24 protein-coding genes and 2 pseudogenes are annotated in these 26,987 nt (G+C 43.1%); 9 read left to right on the top strand and 17 right to left on the bottom strand.

Annotation, left to right across the window (positions count from 1 at the left end; translation table 11 throughout):
* The first annotated feature begins 19 nt into the window (after positions 1-19).
* The 4 genes from glmM to JMX03_RS08080 all read left to right on the top strand — a co-directional run bounded on the left by glmM (position 20) and on the right by JMX03_RS08080 (position 5,008).
* Positions 20-1,396 carry a phosphoglucosamine mutase gene (gene glmM / locus JMX03_RS08095; RefSeq protein WP_201595989.1) on the top strand — a complete coding sequence of 459 codons (1,377 nt, stop codon included), beginning with the start codon at positions 20-22 and terminating at the stop codon, positions 1,394-1,396.
* Between the two features lie 47 nt (positions 1,397-1,443).
* Positions 1,444-2,097 (top strand): pyridoxamine 5'-phosphate oxidase, encoded by a 654-nt coding sequence (gene pdxH / locus JMX03_RS08090; protein ID WP_201577230.1) that lies wholly within the window; start codon positions 1,444-1,446, stop codon positions 2,095-2,097.
* A 335-nt stretch (positions 2,098-2,432) separates the two neighbouring features.
* A complete protein-coding gene (locus JMX03_RS08085) occupies positions 2,433-3,680 on the top strand; it encodes an alanine racemase (protein ID WP_201595987.1) in 1,248 nt (415 codons plus the stop codon).
* Positions 3,668-5,008, top strand: a complete 1,341-nt coding sequence (locus tag JMX03_RS08080; protein WP_201595985.1) for a D-arabinono-1,4-lactone oxidase — start codon at positions 3,668-3,670, stop codon at positions 5,006-5,008. Before JMX03_RS08085 ends, JMX03_RS08080 begins: the two co-directional genes overlap by 13 nt.
* A gap of 124 nt (positions 5,009-5,132) precedes the next feature.
* Here JMX03_RS08080 and JMX03_RS08075 read toward each other — a convergent pair whose 3' ends face one another.
* The 10 genes and pseudogenes from JMX03_RS08075 to JMX03_RS08030 form a co-directional block, all read right to left on the bottom strand.
* On the bottom strand, positions 5,133-5,519 hold the full coding sequence (locus tag JMX03_RS08075) for a glutathione binding-like protein (RefSeq protein ID WP_227695485.1): 387 nt from the start codon (positions 5,517-5,519) through the stop codon (positions 5,133-5,135).
* A 58-nt stretch (positions 5,520-5,577) separates the two neighbouring features.
* Positions 5,578-6,665, bottom strand: a protein-coding gene (locus tag JMX03_RS08070) for an IS3 family transposase (protein ID WP_201595983.1) whose coding sequence is annotated in 2 segments (ribosomal slippage) — positions 5,578-6,413 and positions 6,413-6,665 — 1,089 coding nt in all. Because the reading frame shifts where the segments join, the coding sequence is not laid out codon by codon here.
* Positions 6,666-6,722: 57 nt separating this feature from the next.
* Positions 6,723-6,965 (bottom strand): annotated as a pseudogene (locus JMX03_RS08065) (glutathione S-transferase N-terminal domain-containing protein); the annotation flags it as partial.
* 52 nt (positions 6,966-7,017) lie between these two features.
* The gene (locus JMX03_RS08060; RefSeq protein WP_201595981.1) at positions 7,018-7,695 is read right to left on the bottom strand and encodes a type 1 glutamine amidotransferase domain-containing protein; all 678 of its coding nucleotides are present in this window, start codon (positions 7,693-7,695) and stop codon (positions 7,018-7,020) included.
* Positions 7,696-7,727: 32 nt separating this feature from the next.
* A complete protein-coding gene (locus JMX03_RS08055; protein ID WP_201595979.1) occupies positions 7,728-8,609 on the bottom strand; it encodes an IS982 family transposase in 882 nt (293 codons plus the stop codon).
* Positions 8,610-8,872: 263 nt separating this feature from the next.
* A complete protein-coding gene (locus JMX03_RS08050; protein WP_201595977.1) occupies positions 8,873-9,922 on the bottom strand; it encodes an NADP-dependent oxidoreductase in 1,050 nt (349 codons plus the stop codon).
* 203 nt (positions 9,923-10,125) lie between these two features.
* Positions 10,126-11,343 carry an iron-containing alcohol dehydrogenase gene (locus JMX03_RS08045; protein WP_201595975.1) on the bottom strand — a complete coding sequence of 406 codons (1,218 nt, stop codon included), beginning with the start codon at positions 11,341-11,343 and terminating at the stop codon, positions 10,126-10,128.
* Between the two features lie 398 nt (positions 11,344-11,741).
* Positions 11,742-12,368, bottom strand: a complete 627-nt coding sequence (locus JMX03_RS08040; RefSeq protein ID WP_201595973.1) for a TetR/AcrR family transcriptional regulator — start codon at positions 12,366-12,368, stop codon at positions 11,742-11,744.
* A gap of 226 nt (positions 12,369-12,594) precedes the next feature.
* Positions 12,595-13,896: an IS4 family transposase gene (locus tag JMX03_RS08035; RefSeq protein ID WP_201597916.1), complete on the bottom strand. Its 1,302-nt coding sequence runs from the start codon at positions 13,894-13,896 to the stop codon at positions 12,595-12,597.
* Positions 13,897-14,026: 130 nt separating this feature from the next.
* Positions 14,027-14,257, bottom strand: a complete 231-nt coding sequence (locus JMX03_RS08030; RefSeq protein WP_201595971.1) for a hypothetical protein — start codon at positions 14,255-14,257, stop codon at positions 14,027-14,029.
* Between the two features lie 186 nt (positions 14,258-14,443).
* Here JMX03_RS08030 and tnpB point away from each other — a divergent pair, with 186 nt between their 5' ends.
* Positions 14,444-15,595 carry an IS200/IS605 family element RNA-guided endonuclease TnpB gene (tnpB, locus tag JMX03_RS08025; protein WP_201595969.1) on the top strand — a complete coding sequence of 384 codons (1,152 nt, stop codon included), beginning with the start codon at positions 14,444-14,446 and terminating at the stop codon, positions 15,593-15,595.
* Between the two features lie 222 nt (positions 15,596-15,817).
* Here tnpB and JMX03_RS08020 read toward each other — a convergent pair whose 3' ends face one another.
* Entirely contained in the window at positions 15,818-16,300 is a 483-nt protein-coding gene (locus tag JMX03_RS08020; RefSeq protein ID WP_201595967.1) for a carboxymuconolactone decarboxylase family protein, read from the bottom strand.
* A gap of 312 nt (positions 16,301-16,612) precedes the next feature.
* Here JMX03_RS08020 and JMX03_RS08015 point away from each other — a divergent pair, with 312 nt between their 5' ends.
* Positions 16,613-17,854, top strand: a complete 1,242-nt coding sequence (locus JMX03_RS08015; RefSeq protein WP_201595965.1) for an NnrS family protein — start codon at positions 16,613-16,615, stop codon at positions 17,852-17,854.
* Between the two features lie 113 nt (positions 17,855-17,967).
* Positions 17,968-18,492, top strand: coding sequence for an Rrf2 family transcriptional regulator (locus JMX03_RS08010; protein WP_201595963.1), 525 nt, complete (start codon positions 17,968-17,970; stop codon positions 18,490-18,492).
* Positions 18,493-18,638: 146 nt separating this feature from the next.
* Here the strand turns inward: JMX03_RS08010 and JMX03_RS15330 are convergent.
* The 3 genes and pseudogenes from JMX03_RS15330 to JMX03_RS07990 all read right to left on the bottom strand — a co-directional run bounded on the left by JMX03_RS15330 (position 18,639) and on the right by JMX03_RS07990 (position 22,349).
* Positions 18,639-19,412: pseudogene (locus tag JMX03_RS15330) on the bottom strand (carbonic anhydrase).
* A 712-nt stretch (positions 19,413-20,124) separates the two neighbouring features.
* Complete coding sequence (locus JMX03_RS07995) at positions 20,125-20,871, bottom strand: hypothetical protein (RefSeq protein ID WP_201595959.1); 747 nt, start codon at positions 20,869-20,871, stop codon at positions 20,125-20,127.
* Between the two features lie 305 nt (positions 20,872-21,176).
* Positions 21,177-22,349 carry a cupin domain-containing protein gene (locus JMX03_RS07990; RefSeq protein ID WP_201595957.1) on the bottom strand — a complete coding sequence of 391 codons (1,173 nt, stop codon included), beginning with the start codon at positions 22,347-22,349 and terminating at the stop codon, positions 21,177-21,179.
* A 169-nt stretch (positions 22,350-22,518) separates the two neighbouring features.
* Between JMX03_RS07990 and JMX03_RS07985 the strand changes: the two genes are divergently transcribed.
* Entirely contained in the window at positions 22,519-22,704 is a 186-nt protein-coding gene (locus JMX03_RS07985) for an NF038104 family lipoprotein (protein ID WP_201595955.1), read from the top strand.
* On the opposite strand, the gene JMX03_RS07980 is transcribed toward JMX03_RS07985, so the two are convergent.
* From JMX03_RS07980 to mnmA, 3 genes are all read right to left on the bottom strand, one after another.
* Positions 22,701-23,336: a DUF2238 domain-containing protein gene (locus JMX03_RS07980; protein WP_201595953.1), complete on the bottom strand. Its 636-nt coding sequence runs from the start codon at positions 23,334-23,336 to the stop codon at positions 22,701-22,703. The genes JMX03_RS07985 and JMX03_RS07980 overlap by 4 nt on opposite strands.
* Positions 23,337-23,363: 27 nt before the next feature.
* Positions 23,364-24,767 carry an adenylosuccinate lyase gene (purB, locus tag JMX03_RS07975; protein WP_201595951.1) on the bottom strand — a complete coding sequence of 468 codons (1,404 nt, stop codon included), beginning with the start codon at positions 24,765-24,767 and terminating at the stop codon, positions 23,364-23,366.
* 297 nt (positions 24,768-25,064) lie between these two features.
* Positions 25,065-26,267, bottom strand: a complete 1,203-nt coding sequence (gene mnmA / locus JMX03_RS07970; protein ID WP_227695483.1) for a tRNA 2-thiouridine(34) synthase MnmA — start codon at positions 26,265-26,267, stop codon at positions 25,065-25,067.
* 132 nt (positions 26,268-26,399) lie between these two features.
* On the opposite strand from mnmA, the gene ispF reads away from it, so the two are divergent.
* Positions 26,400-26,909, top strand: coding sequence for a 2-C-methyl-D-erythritol 2,4-cyclodiphosphate synthase (gene ispF / locus JMX03_RS07965; protein WP_320158303.1), 510 nt, complete (start codon positions 26,400-26,402; stop codon positions 26,907-26,909).
* Positions 26,910-26,987: the final 78 nt, after the last annotated feature.

The raw sequence follows: 26,987 nt of genomic DNA, 5'->3' as shown, positions 1-26,987 counted from the left end.
GCATAAGGATATAAAAATAATGAGCTATTTTGGCACCGATGGTATTCGTGGAAAATTTGGTGAGCTTCCGATCACCCCTGATTTTATTTTGAAACTAGGCTATGTGACTGGCCGCGTACTGATAGAAAATAACGACAATCCTGCACGCAGACCCAGTGTGGTTATTGGTAAAGATACTCGTCTTTCAGGCTATGTGATTGAGGGTGCATTGCAAGCAGGTTTTAATGCCGCTGGTGTTGACGTTCATATGCTAGGGCCATTGCCAACCCCTGCGATTGCACATTTGACTCGCAGTTTCCATGCGGATGCTGGCATTGTTATTTCAGCCTCGCATAACCCTTATTACGATAACGGCATTAAACTGTTTTCAGGTGATGGCAAAAAACTTACCGATGAGATGCAAAACGCCATTAATGATAAGCTAAAAGCGATCATGAGTGGAGTAGAGGACGAAGATGCAGACGGTCTACTAATGCCTATAATTGATCCAGCACAGTTAGGTAAAAACCATCGTATTGATGATGCCAAAGGTCGTTATATTGAATTCTGTAAAGGCAGTTTTCCTTATCAGTATGACTTAGGCGGTCTTACCGTAGTAGTAGACTGTGCCAATGGTGCAGGTTATAGCGTGGCACCGCGTGTCATGCGTGAGCTTGGTGCCAATGTGATAGCCATCCATAATAAACCTGACGGCATCAACATCAATGCTAATTGTGGTTCAACGAACCCTGAAAGCTTGCAACAGGCAGTGTTAGAGCATAACGCTGATGTTGGGATTGCCTTAGATGGCGATGGTGATCGTATCGTGATGGTTGATGAGGCCGGCAAACTGGTTGATGGCGATGGTATTCTCTATGTGCTTGCTACTCAAAGTCAGGATCGTACGGAAGGGGTCGTTGGAACGCTCATGAGTAACATGGGACTGGAACTGGCACTCAAAGCGGCTGACATTGAGTTTACCCGTGCAAAAGTAGGCGATCGCTATGTGATGCAAGACCTAGAAGCCAATGGTTGGATACTTGGCGGAGAGCCATCGGGTCATATCTTGTGTTTAGACAAGAGCCGTACAGGGGATGCGATTATCGCAGGGCTACAAGTGTTGGCAGTGATGCAAGCTCAAGGTAAAGCCCTAAGTGTATTGATGGAAGGTTTTGAAGTGTTGCCTCAAAAGCTGGTCAATGTGCGTTTGAATAAGATGCAAGATCCTTTTGAGCATGAAGAGTTGGTTGCTGCTTTTGACAAAGCACAGGCGACGCTAGAGGGTCGAGGCCGTCTACTGATTCGTCAGTCGGGTACAGAGCCAATGATTCGTGTGATGGTTGAGTCAGATGATGAGATAGAGTGTGATGTAATGGCAAATGACTTAGCCGATCATATTAAAGCAGTATTGGGCTAATAGCATTTAATATGAAAATAGGATACAAATGAGGAATCACGATGAGCATGGATTTCAGCGATCAACGTCGCTCATATGAGAAAGGCGAGCTTGATCAACAGTCAGTACCAGCGTCACCATTTGAGCTGTTAAGCGCTTGGATGAATGAAGCAATAGAGCAGCAAGTGCAAGAGCCTTATGCGATGAGCTTAGCCACTTGTGGCGCAGACAACAAACCCAGTGTGCGTATTGTGTTGCTGCGTGAGATTACAGAGACTGGTGTTGTCTTTTATACCAATTATGAAAGTGCCAAAGGGCAAGATATCGCAGAAAACCCAAATGCAGAAGTACTCTTCTTTTGGCATGAGCTTGAGCGTCAGATTCGTATCAGCGGACATATCGCTAAAATAGATGCTGGTAAATCTGCGGCATACTTTCAAAAACGTCCGCATGATAGCCAAGTGGGGGCGTGGGTGAGCCAACCACAAAGTGGTGAAGTCGCCAATCGTGAGGTAATGGAACAAACGTTTGTAGATTTGCAAAACGACTATCCAGAAAATAGCCAAGTGCCAACGCCAGAGTTTTGGGGTGGGTATGAGATTACGATTGAGCGTATTGAATTTTGGCAAGGGCGTGCCAGCCGCATGCATGATCGAATTGTTTATACGCAGGATGGTAGTGCTGATACAGACAGCTGGATAACCAAACGTTTGTTGCCATAAGTCATAGGTTAGCTAATATACACCAACTATATTCAAACTGGTTTAAAATCGATATAGTGCTGCTAGAGTATTTTCTTCTAAAATGTAGTAGCGAATTACAAAGCCCAAGTTTATCTTGGGCTTTTTATTTGGGTGTTAACGGGCATATTACTCAATTACCAACAATATTAAGTGTCTGATAAGTACGCTGTTTTACAGAGGCTGTGCTTGACGCTCCTGATAACTCGGGTCAAACTATGAAGCTGAATGATTGGTTTCTATCAATTAATAATAGGCAATTAAAATAAGAATAAATAAGCACAGTCCTGTGCTGAACCATTTATACGGAGAGCAAAATGGATTTTGCGCAAATCGTTCCACCTACAACGCCGAGTGCGTGGCTCGACATGGATGCCCTCGATCATAATATCGCGCTCGTCAATCAAAAGACCCAAGCCGTTAGTCTGCGTTTGGCCACCAAATCTATTCGCTCTGTCGATGTTTTGCATTATATAAAAGACCATTCTCCCAATTTTATCGGCCTTATGTCCTATGCCGCCGACGAGTCAGTGCATCTGCTTGAGAGTGGGTTTGATAATATTCTTTGCGCTTATCCAACACTAGATATGATCAGCGTCGTAAAAACGTTTGAACATACCAAACAAGGCGCAACCATGATTTGGATGGTTGATCGCCCTGAGCATGTAGATGTTCTGAATCAAGTCGCTAAAGAGAATGATGTGGTTATTGATATCTGCCTAGATATTAATATGTCGATGCCACTGCCAAAGCTGTATTTTGGTACCAAGCGCTCCGCATTGCTGAGTAAAAAGGATGTGAAAAAACTACTTAAGCACATCAAAAAATCATCTAACGTCAATGTCTGTGCTGCCATGGGTTATGAGGCGCAAATTGCTGGCTTGTCTGAACATTTACCAGGTAAAGCGCTATTAACACCTGCCATCAAACTATTAAAAAAACGCTCGCAAAAGCAAGTCAGTCAGCGCCGTGGTTCAATTGTAAATTGGCTAAAAAGACAAGGCTATCAGTTACAGCTCGTCAATGGTGGTGGTAGCGGTAGTATGGACTTTACCTGTAGTCAGCCTGAGGTTACCGAAATCACGGTAGGGTCAGCGTACTACAAACCTGCGTATTTTGACTATATGGGGAGTATGAATGATTTTCAGCCAGCTGCTGGATTTGTATTGCCTGTCACGCGCCAGCCTGAAAAAGGCGTGATTACTTGTCACGGTGGTGGCTTTATCGCCTCGGGTGCGATAGGGGTAGATAAGGCACCTATTGTGCATTACCCCTCTAATTTATCTATATTAAATGACGAAGGTTTTGGGGAAGTGCAAACACCCATGACGGTTGCTAAAGTTAGTAACAAAACGACTAAGGGTGAAAGTGAGCTAAAGATTGGCGATGCTGTCTGGTGCCGACACGCCAAAGCGGGCGAGCTATGTGAGCACTTTAATGCGCTTATATGTTATCGAAGCTCTAGCAAGTATGCAGATAATTTAAATAATGAGGAGGCTATCGCTAGTGAGGAAGTTGTCCAAACCATGACAACTTACCGAGGAGAGGGCAAATGTTTTCATTAAGACAATGGCAAAGGAATAGTGATTGGCAAAATTGGGTAGGTTATGTGACCGCGGAACCTGAGCAAAAACTCACGCCTTCATCGCTAGAAGAGCTACAAGATATCATTAAGAATGCACGAGCTAATAAAAAGCGCGTGAGAGTGACAGGTGCTGCACATTCTTTTAGTGGCTGCGGCAAGCCTGAAGAGATTGCTGTTAGTTTGCATAATATGCGCGGGATTATCTCAGTGGATGCTGAGGCCAAGCTGGCGACTTTACATGCCGGCACCTATTTACACGAAATTGGCGAAGCGTTAAAAGAGCACGGTCTGGCATTAGAAAATATGGGTGACGTACAAGCACAGACCATCGCAGGCGCTGCCAGTACTGCCACTCATGGTACAGGGATTACCTTGGGCTCTATTGCCAGTCAAGTTGTGGCTTGGGAATGGGTGGATGGGCGCGGGCAGATACATACTCATCATCGGGGCGACCCAAAGACAGATGATCTGGGCAATGCCTTACATGTGAGCCTTGGTATGTTGGGTGTATTTACCAAGTTAACACTAAAAGTTGTTGAGTTATACGGGCTGCAAGAACGCAACGAAGTGTTAGATTTTGAAGAAGGGTTAGCAAGGTTTTATGATACTGCTCATGCTCATCGGCATTTAGAATGGTTTTTATTTCCAGGAACCAATAAGTTGCAGCAAAAAACCCTATCAGTGATCGAACCAAAACCGATGAGTAGCGTACAAAAAGCCAAAGATAAGTTTGATAGCGCGGTCACGCTTAACGGTGCTTTTTATGTGTTATGTGAATTGGCGCGGATGAAACCATCATTGACAAAAAAGGTCAGTGAAATATCAGCCAATTCCATTCCAAACACCAAGCGAGAAGGGTATAGCTATGAAGTGTTTCCGACACCGCGTGGCGTGAAGTTTAACGAATCAGAGTATTTTATTAAGCTGTCAGATTTTGATGAATGTATCACCGAGGTCAATCGTATCTTATTAGCAGACAATAAAGGCTCGCACTTTCCGATAGAGGTGCGCACGCATAAAGGCGAGACTGGTATGCTAAGCCCGACTCAAGGTGAGGACTGTGCGGTATTATCCTTTCATGTGTATAAGGGCATGGAATGCGAACCACTATTTAAATGGCTGTATGAGTACATGAAAAAATGGCAGGGTCGTCCACACTGGGGTAAAGTCAATAAACTCAATCATGTTGAGCTACAGCATCTATATCCCAAGCTTAATCGGTTTTTAGAAATTCGCCGTGAGTACGATCCTGATAATGTGTTTATGAATAGCTGGCTTGAACAGAAGTTTTTAAATCAGAGCTTTTAGGTTCTCCAAATCGACAACCAATATGCTTCTGTTACGCGCATAAAAAAACAGCTCTTGTTAGGGCTGTTTTTTATACATCCAATAATTATTTAAAACTTAGACAATCAGTAGTTAGACTAAGACATTAAATAGATTGGTCATGATTCGCTTCCAAACGCATACTGCGCTGGTAGCTATCAAGACTGGCTAATTGCAACGCATACTGCTTGATATGTGGATAATCTTCCAATGCTTCACGCTTAGCCAGCATAATCAAGTCAAACGACAGCATAAAGTCAGCACCACTTAGCTTGTTGCCAACGATAAATGACTTACCTTCGACTTCATCGTTTAGATAGCTTAACAGTTTGTGCTTTTCAGCAGCGATGTAGCCATTCAAAAACTCATTGTCAGTGATGCCAGCTTTATTAGTAAACAACTCAAGCAACAAAGGCACCATAAGCGAGCTTTCAGCAAAATCAATCCACTGTAGGTAATGCCCATAGTCACTGCTATCTATGGCAGGGCGCAAACTATCAGGTGCAAAGCGTTGGTAACCCTCCCAAACTTAAGACACCTAATAAATAGAATTAAGCTGCCTGATTGAGTTTCTGTATCGGTGTAAAACCGCCATTGCCCATGTTTGGGCGCTTATGATTATAATGGTATAACCAGTTTTCTGCTTGTGCGCGTACCTGCTCTAGATTATCAAACAGCTCCTGATTTAACCAATCATATCTCATGGTTCTGTTAAAGCGCTCTACATACGCATTTTGCTGTGGATTGCCAGGTTCAATATAGCTTAAGATGATGCCTTGCTGCTCAGCCCAGTCTTTGAGCGCATTGCTGATGTATTCAGGGCCGTTATCGCATCTTATCTGCACAGGTTTGCCTCGGTACTCAATAAGCTGATTAAGACTGCGTATGACCCTCCCGGCCGGTAGCGAGAAGTCGACTTCAACGGTGAGTGCCTCACGGTTGTAATCATCAATGACATTGAACAGTCTAAAGCCGCGGCCATCAGTTAAGCCGTCGTGCATAAAGTCCATGCTCCAGCTTTGGTTAATCCTATCAGGTACTGCTAATGGTATTGGTTTAGCACGTTTAATGCGACGCTTAGGTTTGATTCTAAGGTTGAGTTCAAGCTCGCAGTAGATGCGATATACCCGCTTATGGTTGTACGGCAGTCCTAGCACATTACGCAAGGTTAAAAAGCACAAGCCAAAGCCCCAGTTCTTGTTCTCATCAGTCAGTTTGATAAGTAAGTCCGCTATTTGCTGGTTCTCATCTGTTACCACCGACTTGTGATAATAACAGGTGACGCTGATGTTAAAGATGCTACAAGCTCTGCGGATACCAATACCACGATCTTCAATGTAGTGACAAACCAACGCTTTGCGCCTTTGGGGCGCTACCACTTTTTTGACATGGCATCCTGTAGGATGTCGGACTTAAGACATTCATCAGCGTACATCTTCTTTAAGCGGGCATTTTCAACTTCAAGCTCTTTAAGACGGCTGATAAGTGTGGCGTCCATACCACCATATTTAGATCGCCAGTTGTAGAAGGTACTTTGGCTGATGTTATGCTCACGGCAGAGCTCGGTAATAGGGACGCCTTGTTCGGCTTGTTTTAGGATGTTGACGATTTGGTTGTCGCTAAAGCGTGTCTTTTTCATAGGATTCTCCTGCTGGTGTATTTTAGCAGTTAATCTCTATTTGTAAGTGTTCTTATTTATTGGGGGGATTACCCGTTCAATTAATAGTTGGGTGATCGCTCCTGATTCTGCGTACATCATCCCATCTATTTCGATAACTGGTGATTTACCCAGTGGGTGTACTTCTTTGAGACTGTCTGGTGCCAAATTGGTTTTGGCGTCACGTTGATAGCTGACAATCTCATAAGGTTCGCCAAGCTCTTCTAAGAGCCAAAGCGTACGTAGCGAGCGCGATTGATTAAGATGATGTAAACGAATCATAATATTAGCCTTTTTTGCTTAGTATGTTGTGTTATTCATCAATCGAATGCCATTAGCCTTTAAGCTTAGCAATCAAACGCTTGGCTGCTGCTTCTGATGAGGCTGGATTTTGACCCGTAATCAATAAACCATCTTCGACCACAAACGATTCCCAATCAGCAGCTTTTTCATAGTTGCCACCATTGGCCATCAGCGCATCTTCCACTAGGAATGGCACGACATCGGTAAGGCCAACTGCTTCTTCTTCAGTGTTAGTAAAGCCAGTAACGGTCTTACCTTTTACTAAGTACTCGCCATCGATCTTGACATTTTTAAGGGCGGCAGGAGAGTGACAAACAAAAGCAACAGGCTTATCTTGCTTGACAAAGGTTTCAATCAAATTGATTGAGTTTTCATCAACGGCCAAATCCCATAAAGGACCATGGCCACCAGGGTAGAATACTGAATCAAAGTCTTCCGCTTTCATATTAGCAAGCTTTTTGGTGTTGGCAAGATGCTTTTGCGCATCGCTGTCTTCTTTAAAACGCTTAGTATCTTTTGTTTGCGCGTCTTCAGTATCGCTACTAGGGTCAAGAGGTGGCTGACCGCCAGCAGGAGAGGCGAGAGTTACATTGACACCAGCATCCAAAAACGCATAGTAAGGTGCCGCGAATTCTTCTAGCCAAAAGCCAGTTTTTTTACCAGTATCGCCCAATTTATCGTGTGAGGTTAGTACCATTAAAATATTCATAATTGTCCTTATTTATTGTTAATACCCCACTCTCAACTTGAAATAAGCAAATCAAACTGAAGAGGCGGGTTACCAAGTTTTTTATTGAGTACAAAGCACAGATTATGCGACAGAATCTTACGAATCAATCGATGAGACAAATGCCATAAATCTCTTGCTCGTACCTTTTGTATATTAAATCGTTCTGATAACTGACCAATGACTGTTTCAACGATACGGCGGGCTTTCATCAGCCGTCTTACCACAGGTTTGGGTCTATCCTCTTTCATGTTGGCTCTGAGTGGCGTTTGTAAATCCACGCCTTGAGCGTCGTAGTACGATGTCAGACTAGGGCTGATATACCCTTTATCAGCGCCAAGTAGCCCATGAATATGAGTGGTGATTTCTGGGGCAACCGCTCTTTCATCAACATTGGCAGGAGCAAAGGTAAAGCCTTTAATCATGCCCGATAAGTTAACAAGCAAATGTCCTTCAAAGCCATAGTACCTCTCTTGCTTAGCCGCACAGTAGCTAAAAGCCGCTAAGTCTTGATAGTTTTTATGCCGATAAGCGCGTCCATAATGACAGACGGGTATCGGAAAACCATCCATAAAATGAATGTTGTCACGGCCCTCAAGTTCACTGACTTTATCTTGTATCTGCTGTTTGACTTGCCACAGATTGGCGCAGTGCTTTGCGAAGTTAGGGTATGAGCCGATGGCTGGAAACCAGTCTTGCCAATGCTGGGTAAAGTATTGCCAAATTTGTTTGTCTTGATCAAGGTGTAAAAATTCACCGACCATCTCCATGCAAATAACCTCAGGATCACTTAGCTTTGGCGCGTAACCTGCACTTCGCAAGGGTTTGGTGACGACTATTTTGTAATATTGCTCTACCATTAAATAGATATTGATGATAAATTCGTCTATGGGCATCTCATGACTCCATTGTATTCTTGGTCGAAAACAATAGATTAGTGAGGTGCTCTTATTTTTTCAATCACTTTCGAAGTTGAGAGTGGGGTTGTTAATATTATTTTTAAATGATTGATGGTTAGCAGTCATTTTTAACTATTCGTACTGAGCTAATTGTTCGTACTAAATTAACTTAATATCGTCATTAATGATGACTGCCAATAGTATTCATGGTTAGTGTGTCACTTTCAGTAGTTGTCTTAACCAGTTGTGTTGTTAAGTCGTTATTTAACGTCAGCCACTTTAACCACTGTTTTACCGAAGTTATCGCCATTTAGCATACGAACGAAAGCATTTGGTGCATCGTCTAAGCCTTCAGCGATAGATTCTTTAGTCTTCACAGCACCTGACTCAACCCATTTGCTCATGGTTTTGAGGAACTCTGGAAAATGATCACCATACTCTTCAAAGATGATAAAGCCTTTGATGGTTAGACGGTTGGCCAATACTTGACCCATTAGCATACCTAAACGATCTTTGCCATCAGGCAGTTCAGTGGCGTTGTATTGTGAGACCAGACCACATACTGGGATACGTGCATGAGCATTTAGTAATGGTATCACTGCGTCAAATACTTTACCGCCGACGTTTTCGTAATAGATATCGATACCATCTGGGCAAGCGGCTTTTAATTGTTCAGCGAAATCATCGGCTTTATGGTCAATACAGACATCAAAGCCAAGCTCATTCACTGCAAAGTCACATTTCTCTTTACCGCCTGCGATACCAACGGTGCGTACGCCATATTGATTACCAACTTGACCAACGGTTGCGCCAACAGGGCCGGTTGCAGCAGCGACGACCAGCGTCTCACCTTTTTGTGGTTTACCGATATCAGTCAAACCCATATAACCAGTAAAGCCGGGCATACCCAATACGCCTAAACCATAAGAGGGGTTTGGCATATCTTTATCTAGTTTCAGCACGCCTTCGCCATCACTGACGCTATAGTCTTGCCAACCTGAATTTGATACAACCAAATCACCGACGGCAAATTTATCAAGGTTAGATTCAACGACTTGAGCAACCGTTGCGCCCATCATTACATCACCAACTTCTAGTGGGTCAGCATAGCTTTTTGCATCGCTCATACGTCCGCGCATATACGGGTCTAATGATAAATAGACGGTACGTAGCAGCATCTCATTGCCATTTGGCGTTGGGATATCGCTGGTGGTCATGTCAAAGTTTTCAGCTTTCGGTTCACCATGAGGGCGGCTTGCCAGTTTAATTTGACGGTTTGTTTCTTGGTTTTGTTGTTTATTAAAGCTCATTTTAATAATCCTTATTTTATTTATTGGTTTATAGTTTTAAAGTATAGGTTTGGTTTTAGAGTATAGGTTTTAAAGTTAGCGGCCACTCAACAGTGAATGGCTACTAATAATAAAAAAATACGCAAAGCTGCTGTTTTATATAAAGTTATTATTTTTATTGGCTTATATTCTCAGATTACAGCTTCTAAAAGACTCTACGACTGTTAAGCCACACTGGTTAACGAACGCTCTAAGATAAGACGTGATATTTCTAAGTCATTGTTACCGTGTTCGCCCAGTTTTACCATGTTATGCGCTTCAAGCTGCTTGATAATTGGGTCAATCGCTGACTCATCTAATTCAGCATCTGCTAAGCTAACTGGTAGGCCAAGGCTACGGAAGAAGTTCTCAGTATATACGATAGCAGTCTCGATGATGCTGTCGTCGTCTTGTTTTGTATCAGTATTGCTATCGAGAGCCCAAACGTTACGGGCATATTGAAGTAACTTGTCTTTTTTGCTGTCTTTCAGCTCACGCATAACTGAGGGTAATAATATGGTTAAAGTGCGAGCATGATCAATGCTATGTAATGACGTTAATTCATGGCCGATCATGTGTGTTGTCCAATCTTGCGGCACGCCCGAGCCAATTAAGCCGTTAAGTGCCATCGTTGCGCTCCACATAATGTTCTGACGTGTTTCTAGATTATCTGGATCTGCTTTGACCGCTGCACCTTCTTCAATCAAAATCTTCAGTAAACTTTCAGCAAAGGTATCTTGCACTTTTGCATTGACTGGATAAGTCAGGTATTGTTCCATGACGTGTACAAAGGCATCCGCAACCCCATTCATTACCTGACGTTCAGGCAAGGTTAGCGTCTTAGTAGGATCTAGAATTGAGAACTTAGGGAAGACCAGTGGACTACGAAAAGGGAGTTTGGCTTGACGTTCGCTATGGTTGACGACACCGCCATTATTCATCTCAGAACCAGTCGCTGGAATAGTGAGTACCACCCCTAAATCGATGGCATTATCAATGTTTGCACAACCACTAAGCAGTGCATCCCATGCTTTCTCACGTGAGACAGTGCTGTCGTCTTCGTTAAGTGAAGACACGAGCGCGACAAACTTACTGCCATCAATAACTGAACCACCGCCAACCGCTAATAGAAAGTCAATGTTATGCTCATTAACCATATCAGCTGCTTTAAGCAGAGTATTAAATTCTGGGTTTGGCTCGATGCCGCCAAACTCAAAGACTTCGCGATTTCCACTTGCTGATAATGCTTTTCTGACTTCGTCTAGAGTACCTGTGCGTTCAGCCGAACCGCCACCATAAGTAATAAGTACTTTTGCATCGTTAGGCACTAGATTTGATAATTTTTCGATTTGACCTTCACCGAAGACGATACGTACTGGATTGTAATATTGAAAGTTCTTCATAAGATTCCTGAAATTAATTGGGTATGGATTGTGCGTATAGTTTGCAAAAGCGAATTGGAAAATTATCCAGTTCGTTTTTGTGTATGTGGGCATTGTACAGTAATTAGACCGGTCGTCTAGTGCTATTTACAAAACTCTCGTATATTTATAATTTATGTGAAACTGATTATAAAAATGAGAAGGCGAAAATCTTCGCGCAGAACTTAGGGTGCGAACCTAGTAGCACATATGCTGTTAAGCGCTACTTAGATTATTTTGAGAGTGGCTTAGTTAGAACTAGAGTTAGGTGACCGGAGACAAATAAAGAAAACTATCAAAAGATAGTAAATCTTAAAAATACTTTTACAAAATTGAGGTTAAGTGTAGAAAAGAGCTAGGTATAGAGCAAAGAGCCGCTATTAGCGGCCCATCTCTGTGGTGGTCATCTGCCATACTTCGGCAAGTGGTGTATTGGTTTGACTAATTTTAGCAATCAAGCTGGCACCAAGCCATGCAAAGTACCAACGCTTCGCCACACTTTCTGCAGCGATATTATCGAGTTGCGGTACAGAGTTATCTGCCCAGCCAGCTTTGATTTGTTCGGCAAGCCAACTGATAGTTTGTTGGTAACCCGCATAGAGTACTTTACGCATGGGCTCTGACATATCGGCAACCTCAGCACTAAGCTTAACGACCAAGCATTTTTCGTGATCACAGCCGTTTTGTTGAGTGTCATACCAGCTTTGAAAATAGTCATAAAGCTTTTGCTGCGCGCTAATATCTTGTGCGCCAATAGTCTCAAGGCGATTCTTATACTTGGTAAAGTAATGATTGATAATAGCTTCACCAAACGCTTCTTTTGAAGCAAAGTAATGATAGAAAGAACCTTTAGGGACGCCTGCCGTGTCTAGTATCTGCTTGATACCGACAGCAGTGAAGCCCTTCTGCGCAATCAGTTGGTAACCTATCGCTAGTAGATGTGCCTTTGTGTCTGTTGGCGTGGTACTTAAAGGTTCGCTACTTGATGAAGCTGTAGTTTTAGACATAACAGTCAAGTTCTCCTTGGAACAATGTTTGATTATTATAGTTATTTTAATAAATAAGGTGTAAGTCATCGTTGAACACTATAATGCATAGTACCATTAGACCAGTCGTCTATCAAGTTAGGTTTTGACACGCTATAATTTTTATTCAAGTTTTTATGCAAAGTGTATTTAAAGTTGCTAGACATGCTCATAAAAAAAGACCACTTTTATGGCTAATGCCAGTCAGTTAAGGCTGACTGGTATTTTTTTTGGGATATTTTTGTGGTTTACCCTTAACCACCCTCGGGCAAGATCGCTTTCTGCGTTCAGGAATGACAAACAATTTTCCTTCCTCTAAAACTGCATCTAACAACTTAGGGAAGAGTCCTGCAGCCTGTAAAGGCGCAAACCGTAAAAGATCAACAATCGTAATAGACACCATATGAAAGCTAATTCGTAGAGGGCTAACCTTAGCTCTAACTGCCATATATCGCATCAAACGTCTTATCAGATTATAAGCAATCATAAGCCCCCAGAACTCTTGTAACACAAGCTGTGGCAGCTTACTTCTTAACAACAGCCCCTGCTGTAGATCAGACTTAATTTCCCTAAAAGCCATCTCGATCTCCCAGCGCTGCAAGTACAGCTGTGCCACTTTATCCTTAGTAAAGCGTTTATCATCTATTAAAGAGGTGATGTATCGTCTTATCTTACCCTCATAACGACACTCAATTAATCGAGCTTGCCAAGTATCGGGTAGGTTTGGATTTTTCTTTTGAGCTTGGGGAGAAACCGGCATTTGTATCAAGTAGTCCCCTTCACTAAAGGTTTCAATCACAGTGTAACGCAGATTATCTTTAGCCCGCATGAGCCAGTGACTGTTTGGATGGGTTTGTTGCCAACTAATCAGTAGGTCTGCTGAGAAATAGGCTCTATCAAAGAGCGTAATGCTGTTGTCTTGAATATTTAGCTGACGGGCTAATGTGATCTCTCCTTGACCCATATCTCCAAGGGTTGTGTCAATGATCTCATGCGTGTCAGTATTGATCAGGCATACCGAACGCATTTGGGGATAGGGCGCCTCTTTAGTTCTGCCTTTGCTTGAACTAAAGTGCTGAAGGTTCTCATCAGTATAGGGTAGTGAGTATACGACACCGTCTACAGCTTGGACGCTAAGTCCCATAAAGTCTTGCTGCTGGGCTCGTGATTCTGTTTGGTAGTGAGCACTTAGTTGATGAAATAGCTGCTTTAGAGGCTCATGCCCGAGGCGTTGTCTTGCTTGTACGACTGCACTGGGTACACAGGCCTGTGAGTCTATATTAAGCCGCATCTGCTCTGTGATATACCAGATGGAACGGTTTCTATATAAGGCGGTACCTATGACTAGCCAAACGACATGTTCAGCAGGTAGCTTACGCCTTCTAATGCTCGCTTTGCCGGTATACTCTAAAGCTTGCTGTATCCACTCAGGGTCTATTAATTCACTAAATTGTTCTAGGGTGTCTGGAATCCTTTTATGCGTCTCATTAATAGCGTCTTGTAGTCTCATAGTAAAATAGCCCATCTACTTATTAGATGGGCTATTTTATTACTTTTATTGAGTTTTTGCCTTAACTGACTGGCATTAACTTTTATGGCGGCCTTTTGTGTGAGTATTAATTGAGCTGTCTAAAACTGTCCTATCGAGAATGAAAGCCTAACAAGGCTTCTATTTCTTCAATAGAAATATTTTTAACGAGTGCTTGCTCTTCTACTGACAAACGATTGGTGTGTTCTTTTATTATCGTATGAATGCTACGAGAGATCTCTGATGTCGTTGCATAATACATTTGCGGTTCTTCCTTGGTAAGCTTTGCCAAAAACTTATTGACGATCTTACGTTTTTCTTCTGGTGTGTTTTCTTCAGTCATATTATTCTCCTAGGGATGAGCCATTTAAGCAGCCTAATGGACTTGAGTCAATGTATATCATAATAATCAAAACAATGTTGATATAGCAACGCTTGAGTGTTTAACATTTCAGCGCAGAACTCACCTACTTCTAAAGTAGTGGGATGAATACGTAATCAGCAGCCCTCTAAGTGATATAATATGGTCATGCCAAAGCAAATCCTAAAAGCCTACAAAATAAGACTGTACCCTAATGAAGAACAGCAAATATTCTTTGCCAAATCATTCGGCTGCACACGCTTTATCTGGAATAGGATGCTTAGTGACAAGATTGATCATTACAACGAGCATAAGACCGAGCTTAAAAACACTCCAGCTCAATACAAAAAAGAGTTTGAATGGCTCAAAGAGGTGGATAGCTTGGCACTGGCTAACGTCCAGCAAAACTTAAGAGCCGCTTATAGCACCTTTTTCAAAAGCGGGTTTGGCTTCCCTAAGTTCAAGAAAAAAGGTCAGCGTGACAGCTACACTACCAATAATCAAAAAGGCACAGTAGCGGTCACAAACAACACCGTCAAACTGCCTAAGATTGGTCATATCAACGCTAAGTTCCCAAATAAAATAAATGGCCTAATCAAAAGTGCCACCATCAGCAAAACCCCATCAGGCAAGTACTATGCCAGCTTATTGGTTGAAACGGTTGTCGAGGTATTACCTAAGACTGGCTCTAACATCGGCCTTGATTTAGGGTTAACCGACTTCATCGTCTTGTCGGATGGCACAAAAGTGGCTAATCCTAAGTTCTTATCGAAACTGCAAGATAGGCTTACGCGAGAACAGAAAATACTGGCCAAGCGTACAGCAGTGGCCAAAGCCGATCAACGCAAGCTGTCTGACAGCCGCAACTATCAAAAGCAAAAAATCAAAGTCGCTAAGGTATATGAAAAAATAACCAATACCCGAAAAGACTTTCTACACAAACTCTCATTCAATCTCATCAAAAACCACGATGTGATTGCTGTTGAGGACTTAAACATCAAAGGCATGGTTAAGAACAAAAAGCTTGCTAAAGCCATATCAGACAGCTCATGGTCAACCTTCACCACCATGCTTAACTACAAGGCTGAATGGTACGGTAAAGCGCTAATCAAGGTTGATAGATGGTATCCATCTTCTAAGACCTGCTCAGGCTGTGGGCACTTACTGACTAAAGCTGAGCTACCATTACAGGTGAGATCATGGAGTTGTCCAAGCTGTCAGCAAAAAAATGATAGAGACATCAACGCCAGTATCAATATCCTAAACGAAGGATTGAAGCTGGCAACACTCAAAACCGTCGGTGCGACGGGGTTAGCTTAGTCCATTTGCCTAACCGCTGATACAAAACATTGTATCAAGTAGGGGTATTACCTAAGAAATCCCTACCTCTTTAGGTAGTGGGTAGTTCATTTGTGGTGGTCTCTTTAATCGTATCCGCCGTGCAATTATAAAAACTATTAATTCTAGTATATATAACACTGCTCGGCATACTACTTTGCGCTACCAAGACTTTTGGCACAGCGCTGAGCAAACAGTCTCAAATCACGAGGGCTCCTCTGTTAAGCGCTTATCAAACCTAATATTTGACGGCTCAATAAAACCTCTTGCAATCCCATGAACCAACGCTATTGGCAGACAAATAATGCCGCCTGATAGCATGCCTAACTCATAAGACAATGAGCTGTCCTCATAGGTTTGCCCTTGAAGCCTTGATTTAAATGCGCTGTATGGAATACCATACATATTGCCGGCAAGTATGACTTGTAGCGCTGACAAAATGATAGAGGCGCGCTCTTGACCGTATTCTTTGACCACCGCATCATAAGCATACCGCGCGGGTAATCCCTTTGAATCCGCAAAATGCTGCGCAAACATAATGGCTTTTGCTTCTTCAGATTTAATAAAAGTATCATCTCCACTTAAGAAGCTGCTTATTTCCTCATTACTCATACCTTGACGCAGTGCCATTTTAGTATGCTGATATGAGCAGGCTGCGCAACCGTTGACCTCTGTTACCGCTAACATCAGACGCTTCAAAAAATGCTTATCGACTATGGTGTTGTTACTATTTTAAACAAGTTTGGCGGTCGCTTTTGGCACGTAAGTAAACGCCCGATACAATTCTCTTAAATTAAATTTACGCTTATACCCTATGGTTTGGCTGACTGAATCTAACGATTTCATATGTGTCTCATTTTAAAAACAATGGTGCTTTCCTCAAGTATAGTCAATCTGTAGCAATATCAACACCTATATATAGGTGTTGTATAAAATATAACATTCATTTAAAATGAATCTTTAAGAAAACAGTTATCAACCAATGCTAAGAAGACCACCATGAACTCTATCAATTTACCCAGTAAGCCGCCAACCTCGCCGCATCCCATTCTTAATTTTAGCTTTCGGATTTTTTTTAGTGCAGGCGCGCTGTTTGCCATTATCACCATAACTCTATGGGCGTTTGTCTTTACTGGTCACACGGATATTGATGCGCAGGCGCTCAATCCACTGTATTGGCATGGTCATGAGATGATTTATGGTTATGCGCTGGCGATTGTGGCGGGGTTTTTATTGACCGCAGTGCAGACGTGGACAGGGGTCAAGATGCCACACGGCTATAAGCTGCTTGGTATTTTTGTTTGTTGGTTGTTGGCGCGTTTATGCTGGGCGGCATTTGCTCTTGGCATGACCGTTGGCGGTAGCAGCGCCTCGCTGCTGTATATCGCTGCTATATTTGATATGCTGTTTGTCGCATGGATGGCATGGGTGATATTTCACGCTGTGCTACAGGTCAAGCAGTATAAACAGATGGGTATATTATCCAAGCTGGCATTATTGACCCTCGGTAATGGGCTCTGCTATTGGGGCGTTTTTAGCAACGACATGAACCTGACTCGAATAGGCATGTACTTGGGGTTTTATCTGATTATTGGCTTGGTGTTGACCATTGGCAGGCGAGTCGTGCCGTTTTTTATTGAGCGTGGCCTGAGCGCAGGGACGACAGACGTGATCAAGTTGCGCAATAGTAAAGCACAAGATATTGCTAGCTTATTATTCTTTTTGGCCTTTTTTATCGTTGATCTATTTTATCCTAATAAGTACTTGCTGACTATTACCGCACTTGGGGTGGCAATCGTTAATATCGTGCGCCTAAAAGGTTGGTATCATCATCGTATTTGGCAAAAGCCGCTACTGTGGTCGCTGTATCTTGCCTTTGCCGGTATGTGTATCAGCTTTGTACTATATGCTTCGCAACCGTGGCTGGGGTTCACTCATAGTATTGCTATGCACGCGCTGGCGCTTGCTGGTATCGGTATGATGACGGTGGCGATGATGGCGCGAGTCTCACTTGGACATACGGGACGTAGTATTCATGAGCCGCCCAAAATGGTCAATGCCATATTTGCCCTCATGGTGTTGGCGTTTATCAGTCGGGTGTTTATACCCTTGGTTGATATGAGCGATTATTTGTTGTGGGTGATGATAGCGCAGGGGGCGTGGATTGCTTGCTTTGTGTTGTTTTGCATCAGCTATTTGCCGATGCTGTCACGTGAGAGACCAGATGGGCTATTTGGGTGATAAAGTATGGGTGATGAAGTTCGGATAATGATGTTTGGGTGATACAGTTTGGGTAGTAAGGTTTGAGTAATGAAGTTTAATAAATAACAGGAAGAATAGAGGAGCATTATCAAATGCGGCTAACCAATTACACTGATTATGCACTGCGTTCGTTGATATATTTGGCAGTCAAGCCCGCGCCGCAAGCGCTTGCTAATATCAGTGATATTGCAGACAGCTATAACATCTCCAAGAGCCATTTGACCAAGATCATTCATCAGTTGGGCCAGCTGGGTTATATCGATAGCGTGCGTGGTAAAAATGGCGGTATTCGGCTAGCACGTGCACCAAAAGACATTAATCTTGGGGTGTTAATCAAGCAGATCGAACCAGATTTTGCTTTGGTTGAGTGTTTTGCAACTACCTTACCAAACGATAACAGCAGTCAAAACAATGAAGCTACGCAAAAAGGGTTGCCAATCACTCTTATAGAAGAATCAAAAAACGCCGCTTCAGTGGGCTGCGTGATTAGCCCTGCTTGCCAGTTAAAAGCGGTGTTTTTTGAAGCATTAAACGCATTTATTAACGTGCTTGAGCGTTATACCTTAGCGGATATTATTAATAATAAGGATGAGCTGAATACATTATTGTCTTTATGAAGATGATGCTTTATAAGTGCTTTATAGATATTTCGCACACATTAAAAAAGCTCAAAATTAGCCATAATATATCGCTAGTTTTGAGCCTAATTTCTTACTTAACTATAATTTAAATCATAGCTATATTGATTGTGATTGCTAAGCTATTAATTGCTAAGTTGCTCTACGGTACGATTATTCTGAGGCTGTACAGGACGGTTATTACCTTCATATAAGCTAGCCATAGTAGCAATTTGAGTAGGTGCAAGCTCTACTGGCTCTTTGGCTACATACCATTGTACTTGCTCTGAGCAAGGCGGGGTCGTCAGCGAGCCTTCATAATGATAAAAAGTTGGCATGGCAGGAATTATTGCTGACAAATCGATATTATTTGCCATAAAGTCAGTCTTATTCTGAGCACTTACCTTTGTGCCGCTGAGTAATATCTCCACAACTTCATGAGACTGTCCTGGTGTCAGCATCACGCCCATCACTGCAAGATTACCTTCACTATTGGCATGCACAAAATGAACCTCAGCTAGATAATGCTGGCTACCAAACTGATGCTCACTTGGGGTGTGGTAGTGGAATTGTTGTAGCTCAGTCCCCTATTGATATCAAGACGGTAACTGCCAGTGTAAAAGACGCATGGTATGACCATTATCGTTGATATTTAGGCTTGCTGATTGGCTATAATTGATAGTAGGAGCGTCTTTTACACTGGCAGTTACCGTCTTGATATCAATAGGGGACTGCTCTTGCCCAATTCCACAAGTGGTTGCACCTTCAACATCTCCCCAATACTCAGGTCCAGTATTGCCAACATATGACCAGCTGGCTTGACGGTCGTCTTTGTTTTTTGACTCAGCGACAACGGGACTGGTTGGGGTGGTTGCTTGCTCGGCGGTTTTATAGCTATTAGAACAGGCGCTAAAACCCATGGCACTAGCGGCTATAATGGCAACGGTGAGAAGATTACGCTTCATACTTAAATTCCTTTTATAAGAAAACAATCTGCTATATTTGATTCAAAACACACCATGTCAAATCCATTTTTATGAGCAATTAAATACTCACTGCTTCTATGAAAAGCAATTAAAATAATTAAAGTTTGTTGATTAGGTATTATTCATCATGTTTTAGGCACTATTAATAGTCACCCGTATGTTGTAACAGATACAAGTAACTGAAACATGTTTCTTTAGTTAAGTATTATTAATAGATTAGTTAAATAAATTTTAATATATACTAAGTCCATGTTTATATAAGGGTTTTTCTGAAGCCAAATAAATTATCCAAACGCCATAAAAAAGGCTGCCTTTGCAGCAGCCATTTTTAGTATGTTTTTAGTTGAGTTTTTAACATTTTACCGTAGAAATCCCCTACCTCTAAGGTAGTGGGATGAATACGTCTTGACAGCCTACCGCTTAGTTGGTAAGTTCTACTCAAGGACAGCATTTCAGACCTTTAGAGTAATCTAATAACATCAGCATTAGCCTGTATCCGAATTGCTTGAAAACAGCAATAATTGTTAACCCTCGGTGCGAGGGGGATAGCTCGGTAAATTTTCCTAACCGCTATTGCAAAATACCGCAAATAAGTACGGGTATTACCCAAGAAACCCCTACCTCTTAGGTAGTGGGTAGTTCATGTTCAAGCCTTTTCAAGCTTTGGACGCGCCTTTTCTACGGCTTTTAATAACGCTTTTTCAAAGCCGCCAACTTCAAAGGTAATCAAGCTAGAATGTGCCGCACAGAAATTGTGAGTATCACGCCACTCGTGTGCAAGTTGGGTCGCCCAGTCACAGTATTGCTTACCAACGTTTGGCTCGTCTTTGAGCGCATGCTTGGTAGTAGGGTGCAAAAGTAGCTCAGGCAATACTGCCTCAAGAATTTTTGCAGGCGGGCTCATGAAGGTATCGTCAACGTGCAAGCTTCTGCTGGCAGGGTGATATACCAATAGCGATCCGGCGTGAATCTTGTCATTAGGTGAAATATAGTGGATGCCTTCAACTATAGAAAACTCAAGTTCAGGATAGCGCTTGGCTACCGCGTCACTTTCTACCAAATCCTCTGACCACTCAACTTCAGGTACTTGCTCTTTATGACGGCTACTGCCATAAAAAGTCGCTTTTGGAAAGTCTTTGGCCATTTGTGCACAGCTGACAGTGTGGAAAGGGTGAACGTTTAATACCGCCTCTACGTCTTGACCGTCATTGGTTAGCGCCATGACTTCATCTCGGACATCACCCGTTAATGTGTAGCTGTCCAAAAAGATAAAGCGCCCTGACTCTAATTTTATCAGTGAGCAATGCGTGCCTATATCGATGACACCGCCTAAGCGAAATGATCCACGAATATTCCAAAACCCTGCGCCCAAGTCATAAATTTTATCTGCCATTGGTGCTAATCCTTAATTATTAGAAAGTAAATGTTTATAAAGTAAAAAAATACTTGGAGTAATATGCTGGTTGATATTAGCGATTAGTATTTTTAATCGTTCGATTATGACTGATAGCGCTGTTAAGGTATGTAAGAAAAAAGCTTTTGTATGTAGTCAGGTATTATGGTCTTTTAGTTGCGGAACCTCGATGTATTGCCATAGAGTCAAATTAACAGCGAAAAGCCGATGTCCAAGTTTGTCTTGAACATCGGCTCTTGATTGCAAAGTTAAAGGTTAGCTTTGATTAAATAGCCGGTTAAAGCTTACTCCGCATAATCAACCCAGATCCAACCGTTTTCTAGCCATTCCATTAACTCATCGGGGTCAACCTCTGTGACATCGTGGCTTTGTAGATGCTCACCATCAGCTAAACGCATCAGTAACGCTGCTGTCGCTTTATCGACACCATCAAGGCGTTGACCATTGGCATATACAGCAATGCCATCGTCAGTTCGGTTATATAACAGACGATTGCTATAGTCCGCCTGTAGCGTCGCGCCGTCAGCCAAGGCTTGTATTAATTCATCAGTATTTAAGGCCTCTTCTGGTACCAGTGCATCATACTGACGCTTGCTTACCACCTCACTGACTGCTTGACGAATAATATCGTCGCCGCGCTCAGACTGTAGCATTTGTAATAACTGGTTTTTAATTGCAACGATGCTGTCCGCTTGCAGTTCACCAGAGGGTTGTAGGGTTTGCGGCAATAACATTGGTATAAACAAATCGCTATCATTGGTGGCAACATCAGCCAGACTATCGATGATCTGCATTAAGTTTGGACGACGGCAGCCAAATGAAAAAGTCAGACAGTCATCTTGGGCCACACCAAAGTGTGAGAGTTTCGGCGGTACATAGAGTACATCCCCAGCTTCTAGTATCTCATCAAAGATAATCTCGCCCATATCATCAAAAAGCCTGATTGGCTCATCGGCGACAAACTCAGTATGCTTATCACAGAACTTGCCCAACTGCCAACGCCGGGACCCAAACCCTTGCGCTAAAAACACATCATAGTCGTCATAGTGTTTGCCAACAGAGCCACCTTTGGGCGCATACGAGACCATAATGTCATCACGCTGCCATTGCGGGATAAAATCAAATGCTTGCCATAATTGACCAAGCTCTGGTGACCATTGTTCAAGGTTTTGAACGAGTACGGTCCATTGTTCTGGCAAGTTATCAAAGTCTGCTTCAGTTAGCGGGCTTTTTTTAAGCTGCCATTGTGGCAGGCCTTCTTGCTTGGTTGCTGCTTGTGTCAGTAGGCGCGCTGAAGCGTCCTCTTCAAGCGCAAGACCGAGCATGTCCTCTGGCTCAAACATACCGATTAATTGCGGTAAGCCTTGCTTGATTAATAGGGGCTTTTTTTGCCAGTATTCGCTTAGAAACTGCTCTGGACTAATAGAGTCGGGTAAACAAAGGGGTATAGAGGTCATTGATAAATCCGTATCTGAAAATGGCTATGAGATTAATAATAAAGGATACTTTATAGGAAGGTTTTAATAGTTTATGATGAGCGCCTATCTGGTGGCTACTAACAAATAGCTACTAACGAATAGTTACTAGCAGCTAGCATCAGAGCATCCACTCAATCGTAGGACATTTATGAAAAAATTACATTTTATCGTCATCATCGCTAGCGTGTTTTTACTACAGGCCTGTGTACACAAGATAGTGACCGTACCTACTAAGGTTGCTTATAAAACCACTAAAGGCGTGGTCAAAGGCACAGTCGCTGTCGGTAAAGCCATCATACCAGGCGACAGTGATGATGATAAAAAAGACGACTAAGGCCTCATTTGGTTGTTACGAGTTTGCAATAAAACCATAACTGCACTGATAAGACCGCCCAATAATGCCAGCGCCATATCGCTATGAGCATCCCAGATATCGCCTTGCTGACCATTATAAGCTTCAGCGGCTTCTGGCGACAAGGTAGTAGCAATACCCCATTCCAATAGCTCGTAGAGTAGGCTTGATGACATATTGATCATTAGCGCTATGACGATCAGCTGCTTGGGAGATTGAATCTTAAAAATAGTTTTTGCGCTTTCATACATAGCACTGAACAGCAGCAGACCATAGCTAAGATGTACCAGCCTGTCATACATATTGCGCTGCCAACCAAATAACTCATTTAAGCTGATGCCAAATAGGTGCTGCATCCAGTCATCATATGGGACATACGAGTACAGATAACGTGCGCCTATAATATGAATCAGCAAAAATACTGCCGCGAGCATATAAGAGCGCGAGCCAATATAGCCGTAGCGATAAGCGATTATCATTAGAGCTAAAAACAGCAGCGTGCCTAATTGATGCAGTAGGTAGCTTGACCACTCTAAAGGCTCAATACTTGCCAGCACCATTACGATGAGTACCGCAGCAGTACTGACAAGCACTGATTTAAAGCTTCGGTTCATTTTCCAGTTTCATTTGTTGATGAGCTGTTACAGCTTAGCAATCCACTCTTTGATGGTTTTTGCTTGCTCAGCCGCATTACCGATATAGGTGGCAGGCGTCAGATCCCTTAGGCGTGCTTTGTCGCTATCTGAAACCGCAGACAGCTCATCACTGTCAACGAAAGTTAGCATGGCTTCGCGGGTCATGGCATTACCACGAGTTAAGGCTTTGAGCTTCTCATACGGGTTTTCAACGCGATAGCGACGCATGACCGTTTGAATTGGCTCGGCCAACACTTCCTGCGCTTGATGCAGGTCGTCATTGAGGCGCTCTGGATTGACTTCTAGTTTGCCCACACCCTTGAGGCAAGCATCATAAGCAATCATGCTTTGTGCCAGTCCTACGCCGGTATTGCGTAATACAGTTGAGTCTGATAAGTCACGCTGCATACGTGAAATCGGTAGCTTTTCGCCCAAATGTGCGAGCATGGCATTGGCCACACCCAAGTTACCTTCAGAGTTTTCAAAATCAATAGGATTGACTTTGTGCGGCATGGTCGATGAACCCACTTCACCATCTTTTAGGCGCTGCTTAAAATAGCCTAAGCTAATATACTGCCAAATATCACGGTTAAAATCGATCAATACGGTATTAAAGCGTTTGACCACATCAAACAATTCAGCGATATAGTCGTGTGGCTCGATTTGCGTGGTATAAGGGTTGAAGGTCAGCTCAAGGCTTTCTGTGATGAACTGCTCTGCATGCGTCTGCCAGTCAACCTCTGGATAGGCTGAGAAGTGAGCGTTGTAGTTACCTACCGCGCCATTGATTTTGCCGAGTAGCTCAACGTCACCGATTTGTTTGATTTGGCGAGCAAGGCGATAGGCGACGTTTGCCATCTCTTTACCTAGCGTGGTTGGACTGGCAGTCTGACCGTGAGTACGTGACAGCATGGGCTGGTCAGCATGAGTAATGGCTAAGTCAACGATACTGTCAGTGACTTGCTGCATTTTGGCAACCACCAGCTCGCGGCTGTCTTTGAGCATTAACGCATACGATAAGTTGTTGATATCTTCACTGGTACAAGCAAAATGGATAAACTCTAGACTGGCTTCTAGTTGTTCATTACCGCGGAACTTATCCTTAATAAAGTATTCAACCGCTTTGACATCATGGTTGGTCGTCGCTTCAATATCTTTGATCGCTTGCGCATCGGCTTCACTAAAATTATCAACAATGGCATTCAAAAAGGCATTGGTATCTGCATCAAATGCTGCCAATTCACCAATCGCGCTATTATCAGCCAATGACTGTAACCAGCGAATCTCGACAGTGACACGCGCTTTTATCAGACCGAATTCAGATAAATAAGGGCGCAAGCTGTCGGCTTTAGACGCGTAACGGCCATCAATTGGGGAGAGTGCGGTCAAGGCAGATAAAGAGGTAGACATAAATATCCTTAAATAACAATTTTGAATTGAGTGGGTGAGACTTTTTTACATGAAAAATTATTCATAATTAAATAGAGGCGTTTACATCAAAAACTGCTGAGATAAGCACCACTATAAAAACCAACGAGCAAACTATATGAATGGCTAAAAATACCAATAATACATTACGTTTTATAGCAGAGTATTTAGGCTCTCCTTTTTTAGGTAAGGCGGTAACTGCAAGTACTAGAAATAATAATATTGAGAGCCAAATAGCAACTATAACAACAGGCATTTACTTAACGCTTTGCGTGTATTCTAGAAGCCACACGGTGCATCTATCGACTTAATCACGCCGCCGCCGAGACAAACCTCGTCGATATAGAATACCGCTGACTGACCAGGGGTCACGGCGCGTTGCGGCTCATCAAACACGACTCGTACTTCGCTGCCATCAGTATTTGTCGCAAATACACGGCAAGCTTGGTCAGGCTGACGATAGCGTGACTTTGACATGCTGCGTAAGCCGTCTTCGGTAAAAATATCTGCTGGAGGCAAACCATCGACCCAATCGAGCTTATAAGCGTGCAGCTCATTACTCATTAGCATGGGATGCTCGTGACCTTGACCAACGATTAGGCGGTTTTTGTCCAAGTCTTTGGCGAGTACAAACCAAGGCTCTTCTGGGCGGTCTTTGACACCGCCGATACCGATGCCACCGCGCTGACCTAAGGTGTAATACATTAAGCCATCATGGGTGCCGATGGTCTTATGATCGTCAGTGACGATGTCGCCTTTTTGCGCAGGCAAGTACTGCTGCAAGAAGTCTTTAAAGCGACGCTCACCAATGAAGCAAATACCAGTAGAGTCTTTCTTCTTTGCGGTAATCAGGTCATGTTCTTCAGCGATTTTACGCACGACAGGCTTTTCAAGCTCACCGACAGGGAATAGAGTCTTGGCAACTTTATCACCGCCAACAGCATGTAAGAAGTAACTTTGGTCTTTATTATTATCCAGACCACGCAATAGCTGTGCGACCTCATCACCATTGCTGTTTGTATAATTGACGCTACGACGCGTGTAGTGACCAGTAGCGATATAGTCTGCACCAAGTGTTAAGGCATAGTCTAAAAATGCTTTAAACTTAATTTCTTTATTACACAAGATGTCAGGGTTGGGCGTACGGCCAGCTTTATATTCCGCTAAGAAGTGTTCAAAAACACGATCCCAGTACTCCATCGCAAAGTTGGCAGTGTGCAGCTTCATGCCGATTTTGTCACAGACAGCTTGCGCATCCGCTAGGTCGTCCATCGCCGTACAGTATTCGGTACCGTCATCTTCTTCCCAGTTTTTCATAAACAGCCCTTCCACGATAAAGCCTGCTTGCTGCAGCAAAACGGCTGATACGGAAGAGTCGACACCACCGGACATACCCACGATGACGCGCGTCGTCGTAGGATTGGCAATATCGGTTAGGCTTAAGGGAGGGTGGGTACTGAAAGCATCTGAAATAGCTGGCATAAAAATCGCTCAACAACTTATGATAAAATAAGCGTCATATTATACCAGTTAATTGAAACTGTTGGCGACCTATAGTCAGCACACTTTTAAACTGCTACGGTGTCGCTCTAACTACCTTTCACTTATTTTGGAATGACAATGATAAAAATCGGTCAAGGCATCGACGTTCACGCTTTTCATAACACAGGCGAGCAGCAGCAATATGTCATATTGGCAGGCGTGCCCATTGAACACACGCACAGTCTGCTTGCGCATTCTGATGGCGACGTGGTATTACATGCACTGGCAGATGCGTTGCTTGGCGCTTTGGCACTTGGAGACATCGGTCAGCATTTTCCAGATACGGATGCGGCCAATGCTGGTCTTGATTCACGGGTACTACTACGTTATGTGTATGGCAAAATTCAAGCGGCTGGTTATACTTTGGGTAATGCAGATATTACCGTCATGTGTGAACGCCCAAAGCTCGCCCCTCACAATCAAGCCATGCGTGCCAACATTGCCAGTGACTTGCAAACGGATGTCAGTAATATCAGCGTAAAAGCCACGACTACCGAAAAGCTTGGCTTTACCGGTCGCCAAGAGGGTATCATGGCGAATGCTGTGGTACTATTAGTACCAACATATAGTGCCAACGTATAGTGCCTAGCGTATCTAATGGCTAATAATGTATCTGACGTTCAATAGTTAAGAGCGTATTCAGTGTATTAATTTGCTTGT

It is taken from the genome of Psychrobacter fulvigenes (assembly GCF_904846155.1).
Classification (GTDB): domain Bacteria; phylum Pseudomonadota; class Gammaproteobacteria; order Pseudomonadales; family Moraxellaceae; genus Psychrobacter; species Psychrobacter fulvigenes.
Note: the sequence above shows the minus strand (reverse complement) of the source record. Positions and strands in the feature narration are given on the sequence as shown.